At 68.4% G+C, this 23,155-nt stretch carries 24 protein-coding genes and 1 pseudogene; 18 read left to right on the forward strand and 7 right to left on the reverse strand.

Annotated elements, in window-relative coordinates:
* The first annotated feature begins 85 nt into the window (after nt 1-85).
* The 4 genes from OG828_RS34885 (at nt 86) to OG828_RS34900 (ending at nt 2,389) form a co-directional block, all read left to right on the forward strand.
* On the forward strand, nt 86-736 hold the full coding sequence (locus tag OG828_RS34885) for a TetR/AcrR family transcriptional regulator (protein WP_328503417.1): 651 nt from the start codon (nt 86-88) through the stop codon (nt 734-736).
* Nucleotides 737-943: 207 nt separating this feature from the next.
* Nucleotides 944-1,195 carry an Atu4866 domain-containing protein gene (locus OG828_RS34890; protein WP_328504996.1) on the forward strand — a complete coding sequence of 84 codons (252 nt, stop codon included), beginning with the start codon at nt 944-946 and terminating at the stop codon, nt 1,193-1,195.
* A 107-nt stretch (nt 1,196-1,302) separates the two neighbouring features.
* The gene (locus tag OG828_RS34895; RefSeq protein ID WP_328503418.1) at nt 1,303-2,172 is read left to right on the forward strand and encodes a helix-turn-helix transcriptional regulator; all 870 of its coding nucleotides are present in this window, start codon (nt 1,303-1,305) and stop codon (nt 2,170-2,172) included.
* A gap of 82 nt (nt 2,173-2,254) precedes the next feature.
* Nucleotides 2,255-2,389, forward strand: a complete 135-nt coding sequence (locus OG828_RS34900; protein WP_328503419.1) for a hypothetical protein — start codon at nt 2,255-2,257, stop codon at nt 2,387-2,389.
* Here OG828_RS34900 and OG828_RS34905 read toward each other — a convergent pair.
* Nucleotides 2,361-3,122, reverse strand: a complete 762-nt coding sequence (locus OG828_RS34905) for an SDR family oxidoreductase (protein WP_328503420.1) — start codon at nt 3,120-3,122, stop codon at nt 2,361-2,363. The genes OG828_RS34900 and OG828_RS34905 overlap by 29 nt on opposite strands.
* 251 nt (nt 3,123-3,373) lie before the next feature.
* Here OG828_RS34905 and OG828_RS34910 point away from each other — a divergent pair, with 251 nt between their 5' ends.
* Nucleotides 3,374-4,810, forward strand: coding sequence for an ATP-binding protein (locus OG828_RS34910; protein WP_328503421.1), 1,437 nt, complete (start codon nt 3,374-3,376; stop codon nt 4,808-4,810).
* A gap of 418 nt (nt 4,811-5,228) precedes the next feature.
* On the opposite strand, the gene OG828_RS34915 is transcribed toward OG828_RS34910, so the two are convergent.
* Together OG828_RS34915 and OG828_RS34920 are read right to left on the reverse strand one after the other, a co-directional pair.
* Entirely contained in the window at nt 5,229-5,702 is a 474-nt protein-coding gene (locus OG828_RS34915) for a hypothetical protein (RefSeq protein WP_328503422.1), read from the reverse strand.
* Between the two features lie 11 nt (nt 5,703-5,713).
* Nucleotides 5,714-6,910 (reverse strand): helix-turn-helix domain-containing protein, encoded by a 1,197-nt coding sequence (locus OG828_RS34920; RefSeq protein WP_328503423.1) that lies wholly within the window; start codon nt 6,908-6,910, stop codon nt 5,714-5,716.
* Nucleotides 6,911-7,207: 297 nt separating this feature from the next.
* Here OG828_RS34920 and OG828_RS34925 point away from each other — a divergent pair, with 297 nt between their 5' ends.
* The 7 genes from OG828_RS34925 (at nt 7,208) to OG828_RS34955 (ending at nt 15,315) form a co-directional block, all read left to right on the forward strand.
* Nucleotides 7,208-7,654: an ATP-binding protein gene (locus OG828_RS34925; protein ID WP_328503424.1), complete on the forward strand. Its 447-nt coding sequence runs from the start codon at nt 7,208-7,210 to the stop codon at nt 7,652-7,654.
* 11 nt (nt 7,655-7,665) lie between these two features.
* Nucleotides 7,666-7,818 carry a hypothetical protein gene (locus OG828_RS34930; protein WP_328503425.1) on the forward strand — a complete coding sequence of 51 codons (153 nt, stop codon included), beginning with the start codon at nt 7,666-7,668 and terminating at the stop codon, nt 7,816-7,818.
* A 118-nt stretch (nt 7,819-7,936) separates the two neighbouring features.
* A complete protein-coding gene (gene tgmA, locus OG828_RS34935; protein WP_328503426.1) occupies nt 7,937-8,194 on the forward strand; it encodes a putative ATP-grasp-modified RiPP in 258 nt (85 codons plus the stop codon).
* Between the two features lie 5 nt (nt 8,195-8,199).
* On the forward strand, nt 8,200-9,162 hold the full coding sequence (gene tgmB / locus OG828_RS34940; RefSeq protein ID WP_328503427.1) for an ATP-grasp ribosomal peptide maturase: 963 nt from the start codon (nt 8,200-8,202) through the stop codon (nt 9,160-9,162).
* Nucleotides 9,159-10,367 carry an ATP-grasp peptide maturase system methyltransferase gene (gene tgmC, locus OG828_RS34945; protein WP_328503428.1) on the forward strand — a complete coding sequence of 403 codons (1,209 nt, stop codon included), beginning with the start codon at nt 9,159-9,161 and terminating at the stop codon, nt 10,365-10,367. Before tgmB ends, tgmC begins: the two co-directional genes overlap by 4 nt.
* Nucleotides 10,368-11,108: 741 nt before the next feature.
* The gene (locus OG828_RS34950) at nt 11,109-13,019 is read left to right on the forward strand and encodes a DUF2075 domain-containing protein (protein ID WP_328503429.1); all 1,911 of its coding nucleotides are present in this window, start codon (nt 11,109-11,111) and stop codon (nt 13,017-13,019) included.
* Between the two features lie 178 nt (nt 13,020-13,197).
* Nucleotides 13,198-15,315, forward strand: a complete 2,118-nt coding sequence (locus OG828_RS34955; protein WP_328504997.1) for a DUF2075 domain-containing protein — start codon at nt 13,198-13,200, stop codon at nt 15,313-15,315.
* A gap of 51 nt (nt 15,316-15,366) precedes the next feature.
* Here OG828_RS34955 and OG828_RS34960 read toward each other — a convergent pair whose 3' ends face one another.
* Nucleotides 15,367-15,495, reverse strand: a complete 129-nt coding sequence (locus tag OG828_RS34960) for a DUF6408 family protein (protein WP_328503430.1) — start codon at nt 15,493-15,495, stop codon at nt 15,367-15,369.
* Between the two features lie 468 nt (nt 15,496-15,963).
* The gene (locus tag OG828_RS34965) at nt 15,964-16,548 is read right to left on the reverse strand and encodes an HD domain-containing protein (protein ID WP_328503431.1); all 585 of its coding nucleotides are present in this window, start codon (nt 16,546-16,548) and stop codon (nt 15,964-15,966) included.
* A 494-nt stretch (nt 16,549-17,042) separates the two neighbouring features.
* Here OG828_RS34965 and OG828_RS34970 point away from each other — a divergent pair, with 494 nt between their 5' ends.
* The 4 genes and pseudogenes from OG828_RS34970 to OG828_RS34985 all read left to right on the forward strand — a co-directional run bounded on the left by OG828_RS34970 (nt 17,043) and on the right by OG828_RS34985 (nt 20,221).
* A complete protein-coding gene (locus OG828_RS34970; protein ID WP_328503432.1) occupies nt 17,043-17,978 on the forward strand; it encodes an alpha/beta fold hydrolase in 936 nt (311 codons plus the stop codon).
* 28 nt (nt 17,979-18,006) lie between these two features.
* Nucleotides 18,007-18,375: pseudogene (locus OG828_RS34975) on the forward strand (CPBP family glutamic-type intramembrane protease); the annotation flags it as partial.
* Nucleotides 18,376-18,401: 26 nt separating this feature from the next.
* Nucleotides 18,402-19,562 carry a sensor histidine kinase gene (locus tag OG828_RS34980; protein ID WP_443062524.1) on the forward strand — a complete coding sequence of 387 codons (1,161 nt, stop codon included), beginning with the start codon at nt 18,402-18,404 and terminating at the stop codon, nt 19,560-19,562.
* Nucleotides 19,559-20,221, forward strand: coding sequence for a response regulator transcription factor (locus OG828_RS34985; RefSeq protein WP_328503433.1), 663 nt, complete (start codon nt 19,559-19,561; stop codon nt 20,219-20,221). Before OG828_RS34980 ends, OG828_RS34985 begins: the two co-directional genes overlap by 4 nt.
* A gap of 370 nt (nt 20,222-20,591) precedes the next feature.
* Here OG828_RS34985 and OG828_RS34990 read toward each other — a convergent pair whose 3' ends face one another.
* Together OG828_RS34990 and OG828_RS34995 are read right to left on the reverse strand one after the other, a co-directional pair.
* Nucleotides 20,592-20,939, reverse strand: coding sequence for a MazG-like family protein (locus OG828_RS34990; protein ID WP_328440985.1), 348 nt, complete (start codon nt 20,937-20,939; stop codon nt 20,592-20,594).
* A gap of 49 nt (nt 20,940-20,988) precedes the next feature.
* Nucleotides 20,989-21,555: a DoxX family membrane protein gene (locus tag OG828_RS34995; protein ID WP_328503434.1), complete on the reverse strand. Its 567-nt coding sequence runs from the start codon at nt 21,553-21,555 to the stop codon at nt 20,989-20,991.
* Between the two features lie 129 nt (nt 21,556-21,684).
* Between OG828_RS34995 and OG828_RS35000 the strand changes: the two genes are divergently transcribed.
* Both OG828_RS35000 and OG828_RS35005 read left to right on the forward strand, forming a co-directional pair.
* Nucleotides 21,685-22,011, forward strand: coding sequence for a nuclear transport factor 2 family protein (locus OG828_RS35000; RefSeq protein WP_328365784.1), 327 nt, complete (start codon nt 21,685-21,687; stop codon nt 22,009-22,011).
* 80 nt (nt 22,012-22,091) lie between these two features.
* Nucleotides 22,092-23,087 carry an aldo/keto reductase gene (locus OG828_RS35005; protein ID WP_328503435.1) on the forward strand — a complete coding sequence of 332 codons (996 nt, stop codon included), beginning with the start codon at nt 22,092-22,094 and terminating at the stop codon, nt 23,085-23,087.
* Nucleotides 23,088-23,155: the final 68 nt, after the last annotated feature.

The raw sequence follows: 23,155 nt of genomic DNA on the forward strand, positions 1-23,155 counted from the left end.
GTGACTCACCTCCTCTCTCAAGGTAAGAGCGGAACTAGAGGTGAGTCAAGTGACTCACCTCGCAGCGAGGGGCATACTGGAGGGCATGACGGCACAGCCTTCGGAATACCACCGGCGCGTGGCGGCGCAGAAGCGGACGGCCATCGTCGAGGCAGCGACGAAGCTGTTCCTCGACTCCGGCTACGACGGCACCTCGCTGGCCCGTATCGCCGAGGAGGCCGGAGTGTCGAGGGCGACTCTGTTCAAGCAGTTCACCACCAAGGCGGCCCTGTTCGAGGCGATCGTCACCGAACACTGGAAGGTCGACGACGAGGAGGCGCCACTTCCCGAGCCGGGCAACCTCCGCGCAGGGCTCGAGGTCCTCGGACGCCGGTACGTTGCGCTGCTCACGCGGCCCGGCATGGCCGCCCTCCACCGCATCGTCATCGCCGAGGTGCCGCGCTTCCCGGAGCTCGGCGCGACCCAGTTCAAGCTCGGCAAGATGCCCTACTTCGAATCGGTCCGCCGCTACCTGGCAGCGGAAAACGCCGCCGGTACAGCCGTGCTCGACGATGCGGAGATGGCAGCGACCCAATTCCTTGGGATGATCTCCAACTACGTGTTCTGGCCGCGGATGCTGCTCGCCCGCTGGGAACCCGACGACTCCTCCGTCATGAACGCGGTCGATCAAGCGGTGCAGACCATGCTCGCCCGATACGGGGCGCCGGGACTCGCGGCACCTGAGACGCCTGAGTGAGTGGGGAGGTGCGCGACTCCCAGGAGCAGCACGGTCTCCCTCGCCACGACACTCGCGGGTCATCATCGGCCCATGCGCTACAAAAACAGCACTCTGAAGATCATCGCGCCTCTTGTGGGTGCGGCCGCAGTGGTGGCCTGTCAGCAGGCGCCTGGGGAACGAGCTGGGGAACAACAGGGCCCCGGTGTGCCGGTGACGTACGTCGGGATGTGGGTCACCGCGGACAATCACATCCGGCAGGAACTCCTCCCGAACGGTCGTTACGACGAGGCTCGGGGCGGGCGCGGAAGCGCGTATACCGGCCGCTACTGGGTGAACGGAAATCACATCGAGTACGCGGACGACACGGGTTTCACCGCCGACGGAGAGTTCGAGGGCGACATCCTTCACCACGGTGGCTACGTCTTCTACCGCGAGGACAGCCCGGCCCACCGCAAGGCCACCGGCAAAGACGCATGAGGGAGCAACCCAGCCGCAGCTTCTGTCCGTCATCGGCACCAGCCTAGGAGTATCGCGGCCACCTTGGGCTGCTGCGTCGGACGTGCGGCGGGACTACCGTCGATGGCATGGACAGCGACAACCTTCTGGGGCAGTTTCTGCGAGCTCGACGCGGCCTTGTGCGGCCCGAGGAACAGGGCGTTCCCGTGATTGGCCACCGCCGCGTGGCGGGTCTGCGCCGGGAGGAAGTGGCCATGCTGTCCGGGCTGAGCACCGACTACTACGTGCGCCTGGAACAGGGCCGCGAGAGGAATCCGTCGGTGCAGGTGGTCGACGCGCTGGCCCGCACGCTGATGCTGGACGACGAAGGGATCGCCCATCTGCACCAGCTGGCCCGGCCCATGCCGGGACGCTCCCGCAAGAGCACCCGGCGCCAGCCGGTCAGCCCCTCGCTGCTGCAGATGATGAACGGCTGGACCGACACCCCTGCCGTGATCCTGGGGCGTTGTATGGACGTACTGGCGCACAACGCCCTGGGCGGCGCCCTGTTCGCCGGCCACACCTACAGCGGGGACCTGATGCGGCTCGTCTTCCTCGACCCCGACGCCCGGGACTTCTACCCGGACTGGGACCGGGTCGCCGCCAACACGGTCGGCGGTCTGCGCGAGGCGGCGGGAACCGACTACGACGACCCGCAGTTGATCGAGCTGGTCGGCGAACTGTCGCTCAAGAGCGAAGAGTTCCGCAGGCTGTGGGCGCGTCATGACATCCGCCAGAAGAGGCACGAGACCAAACGCTTCCGGCACCCGGTCGTCGGCGAACTCACCCTGGCCTACGAGTCGTTGACCATCAACAGCGCCCCGGGTCAGCAACTGGTCGTCTACCAGGCCGAGCCCGCCGGCCCCTCCGCCCACGCACTGTCACTGCTCGGCAGCCTCACCGCGACGGAGACGGCGCGGAATTCGGATTCCGCGCAACAGGACATCACCACAGACTGACCGGCCTCACCCGACCGCCATTCCTTGAAGTCCGCCGCGCCCGTCCGCCGCGCCCGTACGCCGCGGTGTCTACGGTCGAGCGATGAGCGAAGCAGTACGCTCGGCCGTTCATGACTCCACGCCGTCGGCGGGGAACCAACCGGTCCGCGGGGCCGCCGACGGCCGCCTGTCCGCCGACGGCCGCGCCGCTACGGCCGCTGCCGCGCGGGCCGGATGACCATCTCGTTGACGTCGACATCCGCCGGCTGGCCGATCGCGTAGGAGATCGCACGAGCAATGGCATCGGGCGGGATGGCAGCCGAGCGGTAGGTCTTCATCGCCGCCGCGGCTCCCGGTTCGGTGATGGTGTCGGCCAGTTCGGACTCGACGACGCCGGGTGAGACGGTGGTGACCCTGATGAACGGCTCGGCCTCCTGCCGCAGGCCTTCGGTGATCGCCCGGGCCGCGTACTTCGTGGCGCAGTACACCGCGGCCGTGGGGACCACGGAGTAGGCGCCGACCGACGCGATGGTGATGAAGTGCCCGCTGCTCTGGCGCTGGAAGTGCGGCATGGCCGCGGCGATGCCGTGCAGCAGCCCGTTGACGTTGACGTTGATCATCCGGTCCCACTCGTCCACCAGCAGCGAGTCCAGGCGCGACAGCGGCATCACACCGGCGTTGTTGACCATCACGTCGATATGCCCCTGATCGGCAACCGTCTCGTCGACGAACCTGGCCACGTCGGCCCGGTCGGTGACGTCGAGACGGCGTACGTCGATGCTGCCGCCGTCAGCTCGGATGCTCTTGGCCAGGCTGGTCAGCCGATCCTCCCGACGCCCACCGGCAACGACGTGATGCCCTTCCGCGGCAAGCCGCCTGGCGATGCCTTCACCGATGCCACTCGTGGCACCCGTGACGAGCACGACCTTGCGGCCGCCCTGCTCTGTGGTCCGAGACGTTGTCCGTGTCACGGCGTCCTCCTTGTCCAGTCAGGGCCCAAGCCCCGTCGGCACTTCGTTCACCTGCGAACTTGCCGTGTTTTGGAGGGCGGGAGAAGGCCGGGATCTTCCTAGGAGCCCCGCACCCACCACCTGACGTCGGCTCGCGATGTCAGGTCCGGCCTGACGGGCTGCGGCAGGGCCATTTTCCATCGTCGAGGACATCCAAGGTAGATTTAATCTACGTAAGACGTTGCCTACGTTTATCTCTAAGAGGACCGCCGATGGACTTCAAAGGCAGAGCGGCCGATCTCGATTTGTTGAGCCAGCAGCTCGGGTTGGTGATCGAAGGCGCGGGAGGCACCCGAGGGCAGGCCGTGATCATGACCGGGCGGCGGCGTGTGGGGAAGTCCCGTCTGGTTCAGGAGTTCTGCGACCGGTCCGGGGTTCCGTACGTGGTGTTCCAGGCGACCCGGGGCCGTAATGCCGTGGCCGAGCGGGCGGACTTCACCGCGGCGCTGGCGCAGTCCGCCGCTCTGCCGGGAGCGGAGCTGGTGGCGGGGTTGCAGGCCGCGGACTGGAATCAGGCGCTGCGCTCACTGGCCATCGCGCTACCGGACGACGCCCCGAGCATCGCTGTGATCGACGAGGTGCCGTGGCTGGTGGAGCAGGACGCGGAGTTCGAGGGGGCGCTGCAGACGGTCTGGGACCGTCATCTCTCCGCCAAGCCGGTCCTGCTCGTCCTGGTCGGCAGTGACATGTCGGTGATGGAGGCCCTGCAGTCCTACGGCCGTCCGTTCTTCGGGCGGGCGACGAAGATGACCGTCCAGCCGCTGCACCTGGCCGATGTGCAGGCGATGACGGAACTCGACGCAGCAAACGCGGTGGACGCGTTGCTGATCACGGGAGGCTTTCCGGAGATCGTCCAGTCGTGGCGGCCGGGGATGAGCCGGGCGGACTTCCTGCGGGCGGCGGTGAACAACCCGCTGTCGCCGTTGCTGGTAGCGGGTGAGCTGTCGCTCCTCGGGGAGTTTCCCGAAGCTTCGCTGTCGCGGGCGGTGCTGGAGGCGGTGGGCAGTGGCGAGCGGACCTTCTCCGCCATCGCCGCCCAGGCCGGCGGGGCGGGAGCGCTGCCGTCGGGCACGCTGTCTCCGTTGCTGAACACCCTGCAGGCCAAGCGGGTCCTGGCGGCCGACCTGCCCCTGTCCGGGAAGGCCGACACCAAGAACAAGCGCTACCGCATCGCCGATCCGTACCTGCGGTTCTGGCTGGCCTTCCTGCAGCGAGGAATCCCGCTCATCGAACGCGGCCGTGGCGATCTGGCCCTGGAGCGCATCGAGCGCTCATGGACGACCTGGCGGGGACGCGCCGTCGAGCCGGTCGTTCGCGAGTCACTCCTACGGTTGCTGCCCGACGAGCACTGGCCTGAGACAGAGGCGGTGGGCGGTTGGTGGAACCGGCAGAACAACCCCGAGGTCGACCTGATCGGCGCGGACCGCGAACCCGTGGCGGGCGCGGTGCACTTCGTCGGCTCCATCAAGTGGCTGGAGTCCCAGCCTTTCGGCAGACGTGAATACGACACTCTCGTCCGGGACGTGCCGGCCGTACCCGGCGCCGGCCCGGACACCCCGCTGGTCGCAGTGTCCCGCAGCGGCGTGACCGACGATCTTCCCCTTGCGGCGCACTGGGGACCCGAAGAACTGGTACGGGCTTGGCAGTAGCCGGGGGCGCGGCACAGGGTTCGTATTTCAGGGGGTGGTGCGCGGAAGGCATGTCGTGAGCGGATGGTTTCCATAGACTTGCTCGCGGTTTGCACGGCTACTGGTCAGGCGGAACATCGACGCAGCTCAGAGGTCGATTTCAGTAGTACGGGACCTATCCCCGGCGTATAGCCCGGCCCGCCTGCCTTCGGTGTTCTGACCGGGACTTATGGCCTGGTCGGGGCCCTTCTCGTGTCTGTACGCTTCCTGCTTCCACCTGGGAATTCCCGGGAGCTCCCGCGGCAGTGTGCCCGTGTTGTGCAGGCAAGTCCCGGATGCGTTGCTGCACTTCTCGAATCGGCGTGAACTCGGCAAGGTCCTGGGCCCACCGGGAGGCGCTGACGGCCCGCCCCCAAGGGACAGGTCATCGTGATGCCGCTCAGCGTGAGGCGCCCTCGGGCCACAACACCCGTACGGGGACGCCGTTGCGTTCGGCGTAGTTCACGACGTCCGCCGTCCCGCCGTAGCCCCGCGCGGGTTTCCCGTCCCACACGGCCAGCAGCTCATCCACCAGGCCGACGAGGATTTCGCTGCCCGCCTGGTGGGCCTCGGACGTCGACTCGCTCATGCCGGTTTCGTGCACGTCGGCAGCCTGCCGGATCAGCTTGTCGTACGTGTCGTGATGCCACTCGGGGAGGCTGTCGCGGTACTCAGTGGCCGGAATGACGACTTCGAGGCGCCCGCCGTGCGCCAGGACCGCCTCCGCGAACCAGGCATCGGGACCGTCGGCGATGCACGAGACGGCGACCAGCTCTGAGGTGTCGTAGCCGCGTACCGCTGCGTCGAGCATCGCTCGCACACGTTCCTCGACCTCCGCGCTCAGCCCGCGGTGTCCCGTGATCCCCACCCGCACTGTGTACCTCCTTACAGGTAGACGCCGTGCAGTTGCTCGTCGAAGTCCCGTACCACCTTGGGCGGTGCGGTGGTCGTGAGAGTACGGCGCATGGTGCGCGCCCGCTCCACGATCCGCCCCGACCGGTATTTGAGCCCGGTGTTCAGCGCGCGGGAGGCGAGGGCGAACGCCGCCTCGACGCGTCCTGAGGCGAGATGGCCGGAAGCGATGTCGAGCACCAGCAGGGCGCGCTGTTTCTCGTGGCCGGTGGCAAGCGCCTCGGTGTCCTCGGAGAGCACCCAGTCGGCGAGGCCGAGCCGTGCGCCGCAGGCCACTCGGGCGGCGGCGACCTTCGTTTCGGTGAAGGTGAACACCCATGGCCATGGCGGCGGTTCTTGACCGTTCAGGGTTGCAACGGAGGCCCGTGACGATGTCAGCGACCGGTCGGCACGGCGTCGGTCTCCGACAGTCGCGTGTGCCAGGGCCTCGACGCTGGAGAGCCACGCGTCCGCGATGGCGGGGCGCTGGTCGCCGAGCGCGCGGCGGGCCTTCGCCGCGAGGTTCAGGCCCTGGACGCCGTTACCCGCATAGGCCTCGAACTGGGCCAGACTGCCGGTCTGGTAGGCCATCAGCAGCGGATTGCCGGCCGCCTTGGCGGCCTTGATGGCGGAGCCGTACCAGGTGCGTGCGCTGCCGTTGTCGCCCATGTCCCACGCGAGCCACCCGGCGAGGCTTGCCGCCTCGCTGCCGACGGCCGCGAGGCGGGGACGCTGCTCGGCGCCCGCGTCGCGGGTGATGCTCTGGATCAGGCGCACGTGGGCGCGTACGGACTCCTCCAGGTCCCGGGAGGGGGTTGAGCCGTCGAGCCGCCTGTAGGCGGACGTGCTCAGACGGAGGGCTGCCGCCTGCCCACTGGTCGTGTCGGCTGCGTCGGGCAGTGCGGCCAGAGCTGGGGTCGCGGCCACGGCCACGGCCACGGCCCCGCCGAGGAAGCGGCGTCGGTCCACGTCGTCAGACCCGTCCTTCGCGTGTGTCTGGGGGTGGCTGTCGGCGAGTCCGACCAGTGTCGGCGGGATCTCCAGGTGTGCGGCAGCCGTCGCCAGAATGTCGGTGCTGTAGGCCGCGGTTCCCTTCTTCTCCAGACGGGACACGGCGGACTGGCTCATGCCCAGGGCCTGGCCCAAGGCAGTCTGCGTGATCCGCCGGTCGGTGCGGACGAGTTCGATCACCCGCCCGTAATTCCCGGCCCGGGATGCCTCTCGGATCGGCCTTGTCTGGAAATCCACGACCTACCCCCACGCTACGAGTCTCCACGGCACCGCGCGTCTACCCCTACCCGCTGAGCGCATATCCGCATGCGGGTGCCGCATGTGTGATGGTCCCACGTCACACAGTGATCGTTGACTAGGTGTCAGCACAACGCCCGTCTCTCCAGCGGGAGTTCGGGCGCCTGTGCGACGGCGGTACGCCCCCAGTTCTTGGCCGGGGACGAACCGTCCCCCCGCACCCGGACCAAGGCGTGATCCATGACGATGACGGCGACCAGGCCCCGCCCCAAGGGGCACCCCGGCTACAGCGAAACCCACCCCCGCATCGAAGCGACGGCGCCCCAGGCCCGTGGCCTGGTCCGCACCGCCTGCGCCATATGGGGCCTCCCGGACGAGGTGACCGAGGCGGCGTCTGTAGTGATGGCCGAACTCGTCTCCAACGCGGTGCGTCACGCCTCAGGCCCATCAGTGCGGGTCACCGTCGACCGGCTCGGCCACGAACGCGTGCGCCTGGCGGTCGTCGACCGCGCTCCCCACCGGCTTCCGGACCTGTGCGCCCCGGAGGATGAGGAGCAGAGCGGGCGCGGGCTGGTTCTCGTCGAGGCCATGAGCGATCGGTGGGGCTACGACCTGCTCGGCCCCGCCCGCCGCCCGTGGGGCAAGCGCTGCTGGGCCGAACTCGCCGTGAAGCAGGTAGCTCTGTGATCCTCGACGGCTTGGACGCAGACCTGGAGGAGGAGCGGTCCTGGCCATCGCGCTGGCCCCGAAGAATCCGGATCGCATGGAGACAGGTAGCGGTCCAGCTCCTCTTCGTCATCGCGGTCACTGCTTTCGTGCTCGCCCTGTTCTCCTGCGGCGCCGACTGGTGATCTCCAGCGGTCCGCCCCCTCATCCCTGTCCCGTCGACGAGAGCACCTACCAGTGCACCAGGCAAGGCGAAGCCGAGCAGAGTGCACACCTATGGATCACACGAAGGAGAGATGACACATGACAGCAGCAGAGCAGCTCGCTCCCGCCCGCCCGTGGGGCGCCGGCCGCCTCGCCCCGTACCCGACCACGGTGAACCTGCCGTTCACGTCGGTCACGATCGACCCGGCGACGCAGACCGGCGTGCTCCGCGACGGTGAAGGGTTGGTAGTGGAGATGGGCAAGCACGGCACCAGTTCCGCGACTTCGACGACCACCGTGACCAACCTGGATTCGCGCAACGACCAGGGATCCGACCAGGACTCACAGCAGGACTGACGCGTATGGCCGAGACCGACAGGCCCGTCCTCGTGGCCACCGAAGCCTTCGATCTGACCGCCGACATGGTGATCACCGAACTCAACCGCAAGGGCATTCCGGTGGTCCGCTTCAACCCTGCTGACATCGGTAGGGACCTGACGGTCTCGGCTCAGTTCGGTGTCTGCCCGACCCTCGTGGCCGGGCAACTTCGCACTACGTCGAGAACTGCCGACCTGGAGCACGTCAGAGCGGTGTACTGGCGCCGCCCCGTCTGGCCCGCCTTCGAGAACCTGGAGGCCGACGATGCTCGATTCGCCGCCGCCCAGGTCCGTTGCGGGCTTGGCGGCATCCTCTACGCCCTCGACGGCCCACTGTGGTTGAACCACCCTCTGAGGGAAGCGGCTGCCGATTACAAGCCCGCCCAACTCGCCCTGGCCCAGCGTCTGGGCCTCAAGGTGCCGCCAACCATTGTCACGAACGACCCTGACGCCGCACGGGAGTTCATCCAGGAACACGGTCAAGTGATCTACAAGACGCTGCGGTGGACGCCGTACGAGCGAGACGGAATCGGTCTCACCTCGTGGGCGGAGCCGGTCAGCTCCGACGAGATCACCGAAGCCGTGCGCGTCACCCCGCACTTGTTTCAGGCCCGTGTGGTCAAGACGGCGGATCTGCGGGTTCTCCTCGTCGGCGAGCGGGTGTTCGCCGTACGGATCGACTCCGGTCTGTTGGACTGGCGCAAGGACTACAGCGCGCTCACGTACCACGTGGTAGACCTGCCCGATCGCCTGACGAAGACCCTGCGCGCCTACCTCGACCACTACGGTCTCACTTCCGGCAGCTTCGACCTTGCCGTCGACCGCGCCGGCGAACCGCACTGGCTGGAGCTGAACCCCAACGGCCAGTGGGGCTGGCTGGAGGAGAACACCGGGCTGCCTATGGCTGCCGCGTTCGCCGACCTGCTCACCCGAGGAGAACCCCGATGACTCAGACCGCTCCACAGCGACGCGCACTTGCCGAACGGCTCCAGGCGGCCGGAGTCCTCACAACCGCCGCATGGCGGGCTGCCGTCGAGGCCGTACCGCGTGAACTGTTCCTCAATCCGGGTGTGTTCCTGCCCGCCGAAGGCGGACTCTGGCGCTCTGTAACGGCCCTCGGTACCGACCCTGCCGAGTGGGCCGAGATCGCCTACAGCGACCAGTCCCTGGCCACTCAGCTCGATGGACACCTGACCGCCGACCAGACCGGTGAGCCGGTCCGCGGCACACCCACCTCGTCCTCGACCACGCCCGTGACGGTGGTCGGCATGATCGAACATCTCGACGTCGACGACGGGCATACGGTGCTGGAGATCGGCACCGGCACCGGCTACTCGACCGCCCTGATGTGTCACCGGCTCGGCGAGGACAACGTCACCACGATCGAGGTGGACCAGCAGGTCGCGGCCCGTGCGGATGCTGCACTGGAAGAGGCCGGGTTCTCCACGTGGACCGTGACCGGTGACGGGCTTCTCGGCCACCCTCGCCGGGCACCGTACGACCGGGTGATCGCCACTTGTGCCGTACGCCGCATCCCGTACACATGGGTACGCCAGACCCGGCCGGGCGGGATCATTCTCGCCACCGTCGGCTCATGGGCGTACGGGACCGGCCTCGCGAAGGTCACTGTCAACGAAGCCGGTTCAGCTGAGGGGCGCATCATCGGCCGGTCGTCCTTCATGCACGCTCGCGCACAGGCCGCCGTACCTCTGGCCGGGGATCTGTCGGCCCGCACCGCCTACGCCGACACCGAGCGGGAGGCGAAGGTGCCACCGACGCTGCTGGACGACTGGATGCCCGCCTTCCTCGCCCAGCTTGCCGCCCCGAGGGCCCAGTTCGTGAAAGCAGCCAGCGCAGACGGAACGCTGTCGCTGTACCTGTTCGACGCAGACCGCGAGTCGTTCGCAGCCTTCACCGAGGGCGCCTCCGGCTGGACGGTCCGCCAAGGCGGCCCCGTCTCCCTGTGGGACGACGTCGAAGCGGCCCTAACCGCGTGGCAGGACGCCGGACAGCCCGACATCAGCGCGATACGCGTTCACATCACCGAGCGGGCTCACACGTACTGGATCGGAGGACAGCGGATCACCACGCCGAGCGGTGAGAAGTGGATCGGGGAGAAGCCGGTACTGCGGTGGGAACACCCCATCCGCTGACCGCTGACATTCGTTCGGGCCCCAGCTAGTTCCGCGCCGGGGCCCGAGCCTTACGCCGTTCCCGAGTAGCGGGATTCACTTGGCGCCGGCCCGGCTGAGCAGCAGATCAGCCGTGGCAGTGTGCACACGAGGTGCACGACCTCTGGCCAGGCGGAACGCTCGCGCAGGTCAGACGCCGTGGTCACGAATCACATGGCTGTCCCCGGGCGTATAGCCCGACTCGTCGGCGGCTCTGCATCTCCACAGGCCAGAGGCCGTGGTTTCCGGTGAATCAACGCCCAGGTCGAATTCGGGCCTTGCCGGATGAGTGGGAAGGTGAAGATCGGCGCTCGGTTGGCCGCAGCGTGCAGCCTGAACGGGCTGCGCCAGGGGCCCTGACACCGGAGGGCAACGGGGTCAACGCACGACGCGAGTTCTTCCACGTCCCCCTGGCTCCGTTCCGTGACGCCCTCGCCCGTCTGCCCAGGCCAGCACCTTCTGTAGTTCTACGAAGAACCGGACGCCCCGGAATGGCGAGTCGTGTCGGCGCGACGCACCGCTGACGGATATCTGGGGTGGCAGGGGAGATCGGGCACCGAATTTGCTGCCGCCACTTTGACCACCCGTACGACTGCCAGTACCGCCAGGTACGCTTAAACACATCGTCAACGCGGCCCGACGGGCTTCCGCTCCACCCCGGTGGAGTCTCGAAGGACATGCCCCCACCCGCACGAGTCTTTTCGTGCTGCCTGGGGGAAGTCCTTGCTGTTCCGCGCGTCCGCGAAAACGGTCGCCGTCATGGCACTCGACGGTTCGTTGTTCCTGCACCTCACCGACCAGTTCGTCCACATGCACGGCTATCGGCCCGGAGCCTCGGAGATGCGTTCCTGGGAGCGCAGCATCCCTCTGCTGACCGCCGCGCTGAACGACGCCGGCTTGGGCGACGTCGAGGTCATGCTGGAGTACGCGCTACCGCTGAACAGCAAGCGTGCCGACGTCGTCCTCGCCGGCTTGCACCCGGTCACGCAGGAGCCGTCCTACGTCGTGGTCGAGCTGAAGCAGTGGAGCCAGGCGACTCCGCACGAGGACGACCCCACCCTTTGCCATGTCGACGCCTACGCGCACCCCGTGCTCAACCCGATCGAGCAGGTGCGGCGATACTGCGACTACCTGGTCAACTTCAACGGCGCGGTGGCCGAGCACGGCGAGCGGATCCACGGAGTGGCCTTCCTGCACAACGCCACTGAGTTCGGGGTGACGGGACTGCGTGAGATCGAGCGCGACGGGCAGGGGCGGCTCTTCACGGGGGAGCGTCGCGGTGCGTTTCTGGACCACCTCCGGTCGAAGCTGAGCGACAAGCACGCCGGTGCCCGTGCGGCGGACGAACTGCTCGCGGGCGCCACCGTGCCCTCTAAGCAGTTGATGTCCGTAGCAGCTCAGGAAGTCCGGGAGCGACAGCAGTTCGTCCTCCTCGACGAGCAGCAGGTCGCCTACCGCATGGTGCTCAACGCAGTGGAGAGGGCGAAGCGCGCCGACCACAAGGAAGTCGTCATCGTCACCGGCGGCCCCGGTACCGGCAAGAGTGTGATTGCGCTCCAACTGCTCGGCGAGCTCTACCGGAGGGGTGTGGCTGCAGTCCACGCGACCGGCTCGCAGTCGTTCACCAAGACGATGCGCAAGGTGGCCGGCTCCCGGAAACGGGAAGTCCAGGATCTCTTCAAGTACTTCAACAGCTTCATGACCACGGAGAAGAACAGCCTGGGTGCTCTGATCTGTGACGAGGCGCACCGCATCCGGGAGACTTCCGCCAACCGCTACACCCGCGCGGCACTGCGGACCGGCAGGGCACAGATCGACGAACTCATCGATGTCGCCCACGTACCGGTCTTCTTCCTCGACGAGCACCAAGTGGTGCGTCCCGGCGAGATGGGCACCGTGGGCGAAATCCGTGAGGCCGCGTCCAGACGGGGCATCGACTGCCATGTCGTCCCCCTGGACAGCCAGTTCCGCTGCGGGGGCAGCGACGCGTACCTCCGCTGGGTGGTCCGGCTCCTTGGCCTTGAGCCCGGCGGGCCGGTCGTGTGGGAGCCCGACGGCCGTATGCAGTTGCTGGTCGCCGACAGCCCTGAAGAACTGGAGGCGTTCCTCGACGCCCGGCGCGCCGAATACGGTGCCCGGATGTCCGCGGGCTATTGCTGGCAGTGGTCCCCGGAACCCAAGCCCGGCGACCCACTGCCTCTCGACGTCGTCATCGGGGGCTGGGCCCGGCCTTGGAACCTGCGCGGGGACCGGTCGGTCTCTGGGGCGCCCCCGTCCGCGCTGTGGGCCACCGACCCCGCGGGCTTCGGGCAGATCGGCTGCGTCTACACCGCCCAGGGGTTCGAGTACGACTGGTCGGGCGTCATCATCGGCCCGGACCTGGTTTGGCGGGGTGACCGCTGGATAACCGACCGCACCGCGTCCAAGGATCCGGTGTTCAAGAAGTCCACACCAGACACCGATGTGGACCGTCTCATCCGGAACACGTACAAGGTGCTGCTGACGCGGGGGATGGTCGGCACGATCGTATACTCGACCGATCCGAAGACCCGGGAGAAGCTGCGGGAACTGGTGTCCAGCCGACCGGCTCCACAGCCTGCCGCGATCGAGGAGGAGCCCTCTCTGCGGCGGTGAGCGCGCGGTATCCGGCCATGATGCCCGTGCTTCCAGCCGACCGATGTGTCATATGCGCCGGGACGGGACGTCACTTGTCTAAGATCCCAGGCGTCATTGCGGCCCGACGGGCTTCCCCACGTGGACATGCCCCCATCCGCACGAGTCACTCGTGCCCTGGGGGATCCACCTCGTGTCCATGCTCCTGCTGAAACTGGCAGCGCGGGATCTGCTGAACCTGAACTCAAGACGCCGTATGGTGCCCCACCTCGCCGCGAGGTGGAAGCACTTCCTCAGCACCGACGCTTCGTTGACCGAACGTTCCGCCTGGGCAGAGAGCCTGGTTCATCTTGCCGAGGATCTGGTTGCCGCCGACCGTGGGAACGTCGAAATGGTCGTCGAGTGCGCGGCCACGCTCGACGAGATCGACCGCGCCGGGGACCCGAGGCTCATAGACGTCGTCCTCGTGGGCCATCATCCCGAGGAGAACGGGCTGTCCGTCCAACTCGTCGAGCTGAAGCGGTGGTCGACGGTGACCCGGGTGGAGCGAGCCACCGCCGAGCTGGTGCATGTCCCCGGCATGGGGGAGAAGAAGCATCCTGCGCTGCAACTGCGCGAATATTACGAGGCGTTCACGAGTGACAGAGGTCCGTTGTACGGACTGGACTTCGAGTGCGGCGGCTTCGCCTATATGCACAACGCCACCGACGCCTCGGTGCTTCCGCTGGTCGGCGTGGACGCGCCGACCGGTTCCTACGCGCGTGTCTACACGAACGACCGCCGCCCCCAGCTGCTGTCGGACTTGAGGAGCAGCTTCGCCGCCGACGGTGCCGACTCGGCGGCCGAGATCCTGCTGCGGAGCATGGGTCTGCGCAATACCCCGCTGCTCGACGCCATGATCCGCTCCAGCGGCGAGGACACGGTCTTCACCCTGCGCGGCCGTCAAAAGAAGGTCTCGGACCAGATCCTCGACACGGCCGCCAAGGTGCTTCCCGATCCCCAGCGGCCCACGCTCATCCCCGATGAAGGACGGGTGGTGTTCCTGGTCACGGGCGGTGCCGGTACGGGCAAGAGCGCCATCGGACTCCAGCTCAAGGCTGAACTGGAGGCGGCGGGCCGCACGGTCAAGTACGCGAGCGGTAGCAGGGCCTTCAACGGCGCTCTCCAGGAGCATGTCGGCTTCGGCGACCGGGAGTTCAAGGAGACCTTCACCTACTTCAGTAACTTCGTCACCCCGCCCGACCCGCCGCTGGACGTGCTGATCTGCGACGAGGCCCACCGCCTGCGCGACCGCTCCACCAACCGCTTCTGGAAACCCGAGGACTGGGGCACCAAGCCTCAGGTGGACGAGCTTCTCGACGCCTCCCGGTTGACGGTGTTCTTCCTCGACGAGGGTCAGTCCGTGCGCCCGCAGGAGGTCGGTACCGCCGCTCTCGTGGAGGACGCGGCACGGCGCTACGACGCCCACCTGGTCCGTTGGCGCCTGCGGGAACAGTTTCGGTGCGGCGGCAGCGACGCCTACATCCGCTGGGTGCGCGGTGCGCTGGGAGTGTCCGACGCGGAGTCGGAGCCGTGGACCCCGGACGGACTGATGCATGTCGAGGTCGTGGACAGCCCGGCGGAACTCGAGCGGATCATCCGTTCCGAGGCCGGGGCGGGAGCGTCCGCACGCATGGTCGCCGGATACTGCTGGCCCTGGACGAAGCCCCTGGGCAAGGAGAAGCGACTTGAGCCCGACGTCCGGATCGGTGACTGGCATCGGCCGTGGAACGCGGACAGTGATTCCTTCTGCGAGAACAAGACCGTCCCGCCTTCCAAGATCTGGTCCGTGCACGAGAACGGCCTCGGCCAGATCGGGTGTGTGTACACCGCGCAGGGTCTGGAGTGGGACTGGTGCGGCGTGATCATGGGTGAGGACATGGTGCGCCGCGGCGATCGCTGGGTGTTCCGCCGGGGCAAGGAGAGGGCGGACAAGGAGGCGGGCGTCAAGCGGGTAGCCGTTCCCGGGTCGTTCGATCCCAAGGTGAAGCCGAAGAGCGTGCACGATGACGAGTTCGCCCGCCTCGTCCGGCACGCGTACCACGTGCTGATGACCCGGGCGAGCCGGGCGACCGTGCTCTACTCCACGGACGAGGAGACCCGGGACTACCTGAAGGGACTCGTCGGCGACGTTGCGATCCACGGTCTGCGACCCACCTGGGAGAACCTGCCGGAGCAGGCGCGACAGCCACATCTGCCCCGTCCCGGCCGAGGAGGGCGCCGCCGCAGGAAGCGTCAGAAGAAGGACGCTCCGCCCGGAGAGATGCGCCTTTTCTGAAACGGTGCACGGTAGGTGGAGTGGCGGGCTCCCGGGCCCGCCACCTGCCGGTCAGAAGACCAGGCGCGCTACCACGGTAAGGGCCGTCACCATCAGATTGATGATGACTCCCACCGCGACGTCGACCAGAATCTGACGAATCCGGTCACGACGTGCAAGCTTGTACTCAACGGGGTTCATCGGTTTCCACTCCTGAGCGTGAGCTGGGAATGGCAGGGATCGCCCTACCGGGCATCCGCAGTCACACCGTGTGAAACACGCGGTGGAGACCACTCGTCGCTCATCGCCGAGGACCGGCACCTGGAACACCGCCGACGTACCCTCCGGGAAGGTGCGCAGCGGGTAACCACGTTAGTGCACGGGCCAGTTGACGCAGATCGATTTTGGACGCCGTGGTGTCTCCGCCCACTCGCCAGACGCGTTGGCACCCGGCGGGACGGCCTCGATCGCAATGACATCGGCTGTGTGGAGTGGAGTTTGCGCACGCTCACCTGAAGGCGTTGGCGAGGCTCGAGGATATTGGTGGTCCGCGCACCACAAGTCACCGGAGCCCGGTGATGAGGCGGACCCCTCGCGCCGCGACCGCCTCAAGAAGGTCACCGCCAAGTGAGGGCCGAGCGCTCGGCGGAAGAGCCGCAACGCTCGACATCAACTCTGCTTCTCACCCAGTGCCGCGCGCAGCCAGTCCAACGACCCTGTGTCCAGCACCGCGTCAGCGAGAGCCTGGCCCGTCTTCGTGACGAGCCGCCCCCGGCTGTTGTCGATCCACCGCTGGGCGTTGGCGTAGCCCTGGTCCCGGTACTCGATGCCCTGGATCATGCACTCCAGCTTGTCGGCGTCCCGTGCGCAGATCGCTTCCAGGGACTCCTTGGCCTCGTACTCAGCGACCAGGTGGCGCACGGCTTCGGCAAGGAGCTCCGGCATGCCCGCCACCTGGTCGGCTGTGATGTCACGAGGGTCGGCCTCTCCGATGGTGTACTTCTTGCCGAGGTGGTTGACGTCTCCGGTACGGGTCTCTTGGGAGTCGTGCCAGACGGCGAGGAACGCCGCCCGGGCGGGGTCGGCGCCCTCCAGCTTCGCGATGATCGTTGCGATGAGGGCGGTACGCCATGAGTGCTCGGCTACTGACTCGGGGTGCTGCACGCCTGCCATCCACCATCCGGTGCGAGCGGTGTTCTTCAGCGTGCCTGCCTCGTACAGGAAACGGGCAACCGCGGTCAGGTCCTCGGACACCGTGCGGCTCCTCTCACGCCTCGGCGAGGCGGATCGCGTACCGGATGCTTTCCAACTCCCCTCGCCCGCTCGACGAGAGCTCACGGCTATCCAACATCACGGGGAGCCGGTCGAGCAGTTGCCCAGGCTGCCGCGCCTGATTGCAGCAGGTTGGGTCGGATCTGCTGAGCGACCACAGTGTATGGATGTTGAGGTCGCTGTAGCCGTGGTGCGGTACGAGGCCTTGGACGAGGTGTGCGAGGAACTGTCGCAGGGCCACGGTCGGGGTGTGCGGTCGGCGATGAACTCGTCCGTCAGTTCCACGTGGCGCGTGCGACTGCGCCCGAAGCCCCGCTTGTCCCCCTCGTGAGCCACACGCAAGTGCGCGCCAGGGAGTGACGATTTCGTGCCTGGCTTTCCATAGCGTTCTGGTCGTGGCCGCAGAGCCCCGAAACAGACACCGCTTTGAAATACACACCGCATTTGAAATGCGCACCGCTTTTTGGAGGCAAGGGATGAACCGCAGGATCAAGGCAACCGCCATCGCCGCACTCTCCTCCGTCGTGGTCGGCGCCGCGCTCATCGCCTGCGACGGACCCGTGTCGACCGCTGAGAAGGTCACCGAGGAGACCACCGGCAAGGTCACCGAGGAGACCGCGGAGAAGAACCTCGGGGACGAGGGCCGGGACGGGGACAACTTCTCCGGCACCAAGAAGATCCGGCTCGGAAAGCACTCCGTAAACGTCTCCTGCTCGGGCGATGCGACGGAGGGCAAGCCACTCGTCATGCTGATGGCCGGCGGCGGCGACGGACTGGACACCATGGCCGGCCTGCAGAAGACACTGAGTGAGAAGGGCCGGGTCTGCTCCTACGACCGGCTCGGCGAAGGCAAGAGCGACCAGCCGAAGGGCACCCAGACCATCGACGACAGCGCCAAGATCCTCACCGGCGTTCTGGACCGCCTCGCCGGTGACCGCTCCGTCGTCCTGGCCGGCCATTCGCTGGGCGGGTACATCGCCGCCCGGTACGCCCCCGGCCACCCGGACCGGATCAAGGGACTGGTGCTCATGGACGCCACCATCCCTGCGCTGACCGCCGGCATTTCGAAGGCGATCCCCGAGTCGGCCACCGGCATGGCGGCCGAACTGCGCGACCAGACCATGGCGGTCAACGAGGGCCAGAACCCGGAGCAGTTCATCATCGCCGACACGAAGGTCCGCTCCGCCGGGAAGATCCCGGTGCAGATCATCAAGCACGAGTCCCAGTACGCCGAGGTCCCCGAGTACGGGCCCGCGCTGGAACAGATGTGGTCCAAGGGCCAGCAGCAGTGGCGCGCGCTGTCCTCCCGCAGCAAGCTCAGCACCGCTCCGGGGACCGGCCACTACATCCACGTCGACCGCCCGGACATCGCCGTCAAGGCCATCCAGCGCGTCACCGCACAGGCCGCATAGGCCCCAAAGGCCGCACGGGCCGCCGGGCCCGAACGCGAGCCTGTGGGGCGCCTTCGCCATCGCGGTCGAGGCCGGCGGCATGCTCACCGCCGCGTACGTCGCCACCCGCAGGCTCTGGGTGCCGATCGGCGTGCACTTCGGCTGGAACTTCGCCGCGTCCGGCATCTTCAGCACCGAGGTCTCCGGCAACGACACCCCGCAGGGCCTGCTGAACTCCTCGATGTCGGGCCCGGAACTGCTCACCGGCGGCGACTTCGGCCCGGAGGGAAGTGTGTACGCGATCCTGTTCGGCGTGCTCGTGACGATCGCGTTCATGTGGCTGGCCCACCGGCGCGGCCACGTGGTGCCCCGCCGACGCGCCGACCGGAACGACGCCGCCACTAGGCTCGTCCGGTGATCGCCCTCCGGAGAGCCCTCCTCCGCATCCGGGTCCGCCGGACCCCGGGCCAGTGGCTCCAGTTCGACGTGACGGCCTGGTACCTCGTCCTCGGCCCGCTGCTGCTGGCCGCGTCGTTCCTCCCCTCGCTGCAGAGCCACGGCACACAACTCGGCGGCGTCCCGAACCGGCCCTGGGACGGGCTGGCCGTAGTGGTCATCGCCCTGGAGAGCCTCCCGCTGATGATGTGCCGCCGATGGCCGGTGGCCTGCGTGGCACTGGTGTCGGTGGGCTTCGCCCTGGACCAACTGCTCGGCTACCACTCGCTGGCCGGTACGGCGCTGGCCCTCGCGCTGCTGGGTGCCGGGTCCCGGGTGGAACAGCACCGCCGCGCCACCGCCCTCGCCCTCTCCGTGGCGTACGTACCGCTGGCCGTCGTCCTCTCCCGGCTCGGCTCGGGCGAGTCGACGAGCGGGTTCGTGATGTTCTACGTGGCGACGGCCCTGGTCTGGGGCATGGGGGCGTGGCTGCGCGCCGCCCGCATCGCGGAAGCCGACCGCCGGCGCCGCGTCGCCGAGGAGACCCGCACCGCCGAACGCACCCGTATCGCCCGCGAGTTGCACGACGTGGTGACCCACCATGTGACGGCGATGGTCGTGCAGACCGAGGCGGCCCGCTATCTGACCTCCGCTCCCGAGCGCCTCGAACAAGCCCTGACCGCCGTCTCGGAAACCGGCCGGCAGGCCATCGGCGACCTGCGGCACCTGCTCGACCTGCTCAACCCCGATCACAGCCCGCAGCCGACCGAGGACATGACCCCGCAGGCCGGCACCCTCGGCACCCTGGTGGAACAGACGCGCAGGGCGGGCCAGCCGGTGGAGTTCACCGAGGAGGGCACCCCGCCGGAGTCCACCGGCAGCGCCCACCTGGTGGCCTACCGGGTGGTGCAGGAAGCCCTGACGAACGCCCTCAAGTACGCCCACGGCATTCGCACTTCGGTTATGGTGCGCCACGGCGACAAGGAGATAACCGTGGAAGTCACTACGGAGGCATCCGGCTCGCGGGCGACATCCCCCGGCGGCAGCGGACGCGGCCTGGCCGGGCTGCGGGAGCGGGTCGACGTCCTGGGTGGCGAGTTCAGCGCGGGTCGGCGCACGGGCGGCGGGTTCGTGGTGCGGGCACGCATCCCCGCAAAGGCCCCCTCGTGACAGTGCCGATCCGGGTCGTGGTCTGCGACGACCAACTACTGATCCGCACTGGGCTGGTGACGATCATCGACGCCCAGCCCGACATGGAGGTGGCCGGCGAGTGCGGCGACGGACAGGCCGCCGTCGATCTCGTCCGCCGGCTGCGTCCGGACGTCGTCGTGATGGACATCCGTATGCCGGGACTCGACGGCATCGGGGCCACCCGGCTGCTGGCCGGGTCCGGGGTGCCGCACCCCGCCAAGGTGCTCGTGGTGACGACGTTCAACCTCGACGAGTACGTCTACGAGGCGCTGCGCGCCGGGGCCAGCGGGTTCCTGCTCAAGGACGCGCCCCCCGACCGGCTGCTCCACGGCATCCGCACCGTGGCCATGGGCGCCGCCCTGCTGGACCCCGAGGTGACACGTCAACTGGTGGGCAAGTACGCCGCCCGTATCCGTCCCGCCGAGGACGGCCCGGCCCAGAACATTCCGCTGACCCCCCGCGAACTGGAGGTCCTGCGCCTGATCGCGGACGGCCTGTCCAACAGCGAGATCGCCGCGGCCCTGATGATCAGCCGGGAGACCGTCAAGACGTTCGTCTCCCGCATCCTCACCAAGCTCGGCCTCCGCGACCGCGTCCAAGCCGTCGTCTACGCCTACCGGCACGGGCTGGTGACCTGACGACCGGCGGTCGATGACCAACGGTCGGGGCGGCGTAGGGCCGGGGCGCCTTCGTTCCGCGAGCAGCTGGCGCGGGGGCGATTCGTGCGCGAGTCCCGGGCCCGCGACTTCCCTCGCGCTCGAACCCCGCCAGGACTGACGGCCGCCCTTTCGCGACAGCGCCGTTCCCGGTCGGCTGCATCGAAGGATGTACGGCGGTTTCCTCCGGCCGCACGACGATCGCCCCGCGAAGCGCCGAGAGCCTGGAGGTATGCCCAACAGCCTCCGCGCGTCCAAGGGCGACGCGTCCACCGCCCTTTCCTCCGCCGGTTGATCGTTCAGCGCGTCTTCGCCGATCAGCCGAGTCGTCGCCGATCAGTCGAGTCGACGCTCAGGACGCTCCCAGCGAACGCTCCTTCACCCTCGCCAGATGCCGCGTGAACACCTCGCGCGTGTCCGGAGTCAGCGTGCGCAGCGCCACCAGTGCCGTGATGACCACGTCGCAGAGTTCCGACTGGACGTCGTCCCAGGTGTGGGTCGTCCCCTTGCGCGGGTTCTGGCCGGTCGCGCCGATCACCGCCTGGGCGACCTCGCCGACCTCCTCCGACAGCTTGAGCATGCGCAGCAGCAGGCCTTCCTGGCCGCCGTGTGCGCGGTTCTCGTCCAGCCAGGTCCACAGGGCGTCGATGTCGGTCCAGAGGTCGGCGGAGGTCTCGGTGGAGGCGCACTGATCAGTCATGTGGGCAGCTTGGCATGGCATGCCGTGGCTGTTCCGTGAGTAGACCCTCCTACTCCCCGAACAGGGCGTCCTGCTCCCCGAACTGTTCCGCCTGCTCTTCCTTCTCCGCCTCCGCCAGCCGCTTGTTCCGCATCCCCACCACCACCGCTGTCATCGCCGCCGTCGCCCCGAGCGCCGCCGGGACCATCCAGCCGCGGTCGACGACATGACCGAGCGCGTGGTCGAGGGAGAGGCGGCCGGGGCCCGTGACCGCGAGGCCGGTCGCGGCCAGGGCCAGGGTCGCGGCGTACTCGTAGCCGCCCTCCTGGTTGAAGAAGCCGTTGGGTGTGTGCACCGCGGCCGCGCCCGCCATCCCGCCGGCCGCCGCCGCGCCCGCCGCCGGGGTGGCCAGGCCGAGCGCCAGCAGCGTGCCGCCACCCCACTCCGCGAGCCCCGCCGCCGTGGCGCTCGCCTTGCCGGGCCGGTAGCCGACGGACTCCATGAACTGGCCGGTCCCCTCGATCCCGTGTCCGCCGAACCAGCCGAACAGCTTCTGCGCGCCGTGCGCGGCCAGCACTCCGCCGGTACCCAGCCGGAGCAGCAGCAGGCCCAGGTCGCGTCGGTCATAACAGGTCACGGTCACTCCCGGAGCAGGCATCAAGGACAGTCCCACGGGTTTCCACCGTCCCACCGATGACACCCACCCGGCCTCCCCGGACCGCCGTACGGGTGGCGCGGTCCGGGTCGCGGTGTTTGTCTGGCAGTCATGACGATTCAGCCCAAGAACCTCAGCGACCCGGCCGTCCGGGACTTCGTCAGCGCCGTCAACGCGCACGACCGCGACGCGTTCCTCGCGCTCCTCACCCCGGACGCGACGATGGCGGACGACGGCTCCGACCGTGACCTCGATGACTGGATCAACCGGGAGATCTTCGACTCCCACGGCCACATGGAGGTCGACCGCGAGTCCGACGGCGGCCGTGCTCTCGTCGCCCGCTACAGCAACGACACCTGGGGCGAGATGCGCACCCGGTGGCGGTTCGACGTCGACGACAGCGGCAAGATCCGGCGCTTCGAGACCGGCCAGGCGTGAACGGACCCTGATACTGCAACGAAGTTCCGCTCAGAAAGCCCTTGCCCTAGAGTGCGCTCCAACCCATAGCGTCCCGGGTCATGGAGACGATCTCGCACACCAGGACCCTCGGCCGCACCGGCATCGAAGTCAGCGCTCTCGGCTTCGGCTGCTGGGCCATCGGCGGTGAGTGGCAGGACCCGGACGGGCAGCCGCTCGGCTGGGGCGCGGTCGACGACGAGGAGTCCGTGCGGGCCGTCCGGCGCGCACTCGACCTCGGCGTCACCTTCTTCGACACCGCCGACACCTATGGCGCGGGGCACAGTGAGCGCGTCCTCGGCCGCGCGCTCGGCAAGCGCCGCGCCGACGTGGTCCTCGCCACCAAGTGGGGCAACATCTTCGACGAGGAGACCCGCACCCTCACCGGCAGTGACGACTCCCCGGCGTACGCCCGCCGCGCCCTGACCGCCTCACTGCGCCGCCTCGACACCGACTACGTCGACCTCTACCAGCTGCACCTCTCCGACGCCGACCCCGAGAAGGCCGCCGAACTCCGGGAGGCGTGCGAGGAGTTCGTGAGTGAGGGGCTCATACGGTCGTACGCCTGGAGCACCGACGATCCCGCCCGCGCCGCCGTCTTCGCGGAGGGCGCGCACTGTGCCGCCGTACAGCATCGGCTCAACATCCTTCAGGACGCGCCCGAAATGCTCGCTCTGTGCGAGGAGTTGGGGCTTGCCAGCATCAACCGGAGTCCGCTGGCGATGGGGTTGCTGACCGGGAAGCGGGCCGCCGGGCAGGCGCTTGAGGCCGGGGACATCCGCAGCGCCCCGCCCGCCTGGCTGCCGGGCTTCTCGCAGGGTGCGGGCGCGGACCCGGAGTGGGTCCAGCGGGTCGACGCGCTCAAGGACATCCTCACCAGTGGCGGCCGTACGCTCGCCCAGGGCGCCCTCGCCTGGGTCTGGGCGCGCAGTCCGCGCACCGTGCCGATCCCGGGGTTCCGTACGGTCGCCCAGGCCGAGCAGAACGCCGGCGCGCTCGCCCAAGGGCCGCTGACCGCCGCCCAGTTGGCCGAGATCGACGGCATTCTGGGGCGGTGAGCGAACCGGCCTTATGGCAGCCGTTCCACGGTTCGGTGAGCACCTCGCGGTCCCGCGCGAGGCCGCCC

Origin of the sequence: Streptomyces sp. NBC_00457 (genome assembly GCF_036014015.1) — a bacterium.
In the GTDB taxonomy this organism is placed as follows: domain Bacteria; phylum Actinomycetota; class Actinomycetes; order Streptomycetales; family Streptomycetaceae; genus Streptomyces.